Origin of the sequence: uncultured Amaricoccus sp. (assembly GCF_937858865.1) — a bacterium.
Lineage (GTDB): Bacteria > Pseudomonadota > Alphaproteobacteria > Rhodobacterales > Rhodobacteraceae > Amaricoccus.
On record NZ_CALLYO010000514.1, the window covers coordinates 1 to 2,001 of the forward strand.

The 2,001-nt window shown below is 75.4% G+C and carries 2 protein-coding genes and 1 pseudogene; 1 reads left to right on the top strand and 2 read right to left on the bottom strand.

The genetic code is table 11. The annotated features are described in order from the left end of the window. Positions 1-63: 63 nt before the first annotated feature. Complete coding sequence (gene atpC / locus Q0112_RS15045; RefSeq protein WP_297976675.1) at positions 64-462, top strand: ATP synthase F1 subunit epsilon; 399 nt, start codon at positions 64-66, stop codon at positions 460-462. Positions 463-564: 102 nt separating this feature from the next. On the opposite strand, the gene Q0112_RS15050 is transcribed toward atpC, so the two are convergent. Both Q0112_RS15050 and Q0112_RS15055 read right to left on the bottom strand, forming a co-directional pair. Then, positions 565-1,623 (bottom strand): TAXI family TRAP transporter solute-binding subunit, encoded by a 1,059-nt coding sequence (locus tag Q0112_RS15050; RefSeq protein ID WP_297976677.1) that lies wholly within the window; start codon positions 1,621-1,623, stop codon positions 565-567. Further along, positions 1,617-2,001, bottom strand: a pseudogene (locus Q0112_RS15055) (hypothetical protein); the annotation flags it as partial. The pseudogene Q0112_RS15055 and the gene Q0112_RS15050, both read right to left, overlap by 7 nt.

A 2,001-nucleotide genomic window follows, 5' to 3' on the forward strand; every position in this document is an offset into this window, starting at 1 on the left:
CGCCATCGACGAGGTCATCAAGAAGGCCGAGCGCATGGCCGCCGAAGCCGCCTGAGGCACCCGATGGCCGACACCCTCCAGTTCGACCTCGTCAGCCCCGAGCGCAAGCTCGCCTCGGTCGAGGCGAGCAGCGTCCAGATCCCCGGCATGGGCGGCGACTTCACCGCCCTGCCGAACCACGCCCCCTTCCTCACCACGCTGCGCCCCGGCGTCGTCCGCGTGGTGAGCCCGGGCGAGACCATCGACTATGTCGTCACCGGCGGCTTCGCCGAGGTCTCCCCAACCGCGGCGACCATCCTCGCCGAGCAGGCCGTCATCCGCCCCGAGGCCGACACGGCCCTCCTCGCCGACGTCCTCCACGCCGCCGAGCGCGACCTCGCCGACGCCCCGGAAGAGCGCCGCATGGCCGCCGGCCAGCGCCTGCGCGACGTCATGGCGCTGAAGAACCAGCTCGGCATCTGATCCGGACCCCGTGTCGCTCGCCCTGCACCCCTCTCCGGAAGGGCACGGGCGGGCATGCGGCGACGGATCGTGCGGACCCCACCCCGCACGCGCGGCTTCCCGCTAGCAGCCGATCCGCGCGCAGACCCGCTGCAGGAACAGCTGGTTCGCCGAGCTCTGCTCGCCAGCGGCAGGCCCCTCCTGCACCACGGTCCCGTCCGGCCTGCGGCAGGCGAAGGCATAGTCCGGCGCGAGCCCCTCGAGCACGCAGGCGGACACCTCCCAGCCCGGCGGCAGGTCCCGCACGTCCACCGCCTTCCACTTCGGGTGCCCCTTCGCGCGCAGTTCGTCGAGGCGGGTCAGGATCAGGTGGCTGAGACCCGCGACCATCGCGCAGCTCCCCGCCTGGTAGGCGTTGCGCTCCGGCCGGTAGTCGTAGGTGACGAGAACCGCCTTCACCGCCACCACCGGCACCGGCTCGCGCACGAACGGATAGACCCCCGCCGCCACCTCGGCGGGGGTATAGACCGCCCTCAGCACCGGCTCGGTCATCGGCACCAGATGGAACCGCTCGGGGTCGATCCGCTCCGAGCGGAAGAGATCCGCCGGCGCCCCCACCACGTAGAAGAGCGCGTCGACCTCCCCCGCCAGCAGCGCCTCGAGCCCGTCCTCCGGCCCGAGCGGCACGCGCTCGCCAGGCTCCACCTGCGCCAGGTCGAGCATGAGGTCCGCCGTCAGCCGCGTCCCGCTGCCCTCCGTGCCGGTCGCCACCCGCCGGCCCGCGAGGCCGGCCAGCCCGCCGATCTCCCGCCGCGCCAGCAGGTGCACCTCCTCGTCGTAGAGCGGGAAGGCGATGCGCACCCCCTCCGCCGCCCGCCGCAGCGCCGGGTCGTCGGCGGCGTAGGTGCGGAAATACTCCAGCACGTCGCTCTGCACGATCCCGAGCTGCGTCGCCGGCCGGTCGCGCACCGCATCCATGTTCTCGATCGAGCCCGAGCTCTCCCGGACGTCCAGCTCCAGCCCGCACTCCGCCCCGAGCGCGGCGAGATCGCGCCCGATCCGGATATAGGTGCCCGCCGGCCCGCCGGTCACGATGCTGGCCTCCACCTCCTGCGCCGCCCCCGGGAGCCCGAGCAGCGCCGCCACCAGAACGGCCCCCGCCAGCACCAGCATCCTCAGCATCCCCCGAGCCCCCGCATCAGCGCCGCCGCCGTCTGGCGGTTGATCTCCCCGAGCGCCCCGGCCAGCGCATCGGTCACGCAGGCGCCGCCCTCGAGCGCCGTCACCAGCGCCGCCCGCTCCGCCGCGCTCGCCTCCGCCAGCCCGGGCGCCGTCGCGACCGCCGCCTGCACCGCAGCCGCCGCGCGCCCCGCGCCGCCCGCCGCCTCGGGCGCCGCGACCGCAACCGCCGCCGCCTGCCCCGCGGTCGCCTCGGCCACGCTCTCCTCCAGTTCCGCCAGCCGCGCCGCCAGCGCGTCCCGCTCCGTCCCGGCCGCCGCGACCCCCGCCTCGAGCTCCACCAGCCGCGCCTCCGCCGCCTCCACCGCTCCGGTCACCTCC

Excerpts from the sequence above, each read along its gene's own strand:
- atpC (WP_297976675.1), top strand. The coding sequence starts at position 64 with ATGGCCGACACCCTCCAGTTCGACCTCGTCAGCCCCGAGCGCAAGCTC.
- Q0112_RS15050 (WP_297976677.1), bottom strand. The coding sequence starts at position 1,623 with ATGCTGAGGATGCTGGTGCTGGCGGGGGCCGTTCTGGTGGCGGCGCTG.